This window comes from Streptococcus cristatus (genome assembly GCF_003943815.1).
Classification (GTDB): Bacteria; Bacillota; Bacilli; order Lactobacillales; family Streptococcaceae; genus Streptococcus; species Streptococcus cristatus_F.
This window is the reverse complement of sequence record NZ_RJNA01000038.1, coordinates 1-1,559: the sequence shown is the minus strand read 5'-3', so window position 1 is coordinate 1,559 and position 1,559 is coordinate 1. Positions and strand designations below refer to the sequence as shown.

At 28.6% G+C, this 1,559-nt stretch carries 1 protein-coding gene and 1 pseudogene; both read left to right on the top strand.

Annotation, left to right across the window (positions count from 1 at the left end; translation table 11 throughout):
* The first annotated feature begins 380 nt into the window (after positions 1-380).
* A complete protein-coding gene (locus D8872_RS10585; RefSeq protein ID WP_045606823.1) occupies positions 381-725 on the top strand; it encodes a hypothetical protein in 345 nt (114 codons plus the stop codon).
* A 75-nt stretch (positions 726-800) separates the two neighbouring features.
* Positions 801-1,559: pseudogene (locus D8872_RS10580) on the top strand (cellulose synthase); the annotation flags it as partial.

The window sequence follows — 1,559 nt, the reverse complement described above, 5'->3', positions numbered from 1 at the left end:
ATATTCATAATAACACTATTGAATTTAATGATGATGGTGTGTAACATTATGATGGTCTTTTATTCTATAAAGTAGATGAATTTGAAGATTCTCTTAAAAAGATTGATAAAGGTGAGTTAGAAGATAAAAAGCTTTATTTAACTAGAGATAATTTACCGAAAAAGATTTTTGGAATTCATAGAAAACATCGTAACTATGAATTTGAAGAGATTGTTTTTGATTAAGAATCAATTTTCATTGAATAGCTTTAGAGAATTAGCTTTCATAGTATGGTATGCTACATATTAATTTGATTATTAGGGAAAGCAACTAGATAGCATCCTATCAAGATTTTTTAATAGATGATATCTCATTTTGAATTATAACAAAGGAGTACAAACATGCCGAAATATACCGACGAAGATATTAGAAAATTAAATAAAATTACATTAAAAATTGCTGGTGATTATTTAGGTATAAGTTCACAAGCAGTTGCTATAGGTCTTAGAAACAATCTTCTTCCAATTGGTTTTGCTATTCATAACGAAGAAAGAGATAGACGTTTCACTGAGAGTTGGTCATATCATATTATCGCCGAAAGAATGATTTCATACAATCACGGTAAGCTATCAGAGATCCGTGTTGAAAATATTGAAGCCAGTTTAGATAAAATTATAGAGGAATTTAACGGTTTAAAACAAGATTTACTTTTTATATTAAGCGAAAATGCAGAAGTGAAGAATTAGAAGTTTTTGAATTTGCGTTTTCGCTTGGTAAATATAAAAACGGTGATGTAAAATATAAGGGTAAAGGTGTTTCAAATGAAGATGATAAAGACCTTTTCTAGAGAAGAACTCTATGAAGAAATCTGGGAGATAAGTGCAAAACAAGTTTCATTGAAATATGATTTAAGCTATTCTGACTTACTCAAGAAATGTAAAGAATTTGAAATTCCAATTCCAAAGGGTAGTTATTGGTATCGTAAGAATACTGGACAAGACTTAAGTGAACTTATCGTTCCATTACCACAAAATGACATAAATGAGGTTCATATTGATAGAAAAAGTTTAAAGAACAGTAGAATTAAAGCTGCTAAACATAAAGAAGATAGTACGGAGGATAAAAACGAAGATACTGTTAAACTTGATACAACTAGTATAAGAAGTTCATTATCATTTATAGAGGACGATAAAATAGAGCTTATTATTGAAACAGTTTCAAATATAAACCAGTCTCCAAATAAGAGATTACATAAATCTGTAGCTAATCTAAGAGATAAAATTACAGAGTGGAATAAGAGAGAAAAAGCAGCTTCTTATCCTTACTTTGATTCTAGGCACAGATATAATGATTTGAAAGAACCTAAATTTGTAAAAAGTATTTCACTAAATTCTCTTCCACGTTTATATCGCTTTTTAGATTCACTAGTTACTGTTATTGAAAAAATCGGTGATAATGTAACTTCAAATTGGGATATTCAAATTGAAAAGGATATTGTTCGTTTTGAAGTTATAGAATCAACAGACAAAGTAATTCATGAATTAACAAAAGAAGAAGCTAAAGAACTAGCAGAGTACAAT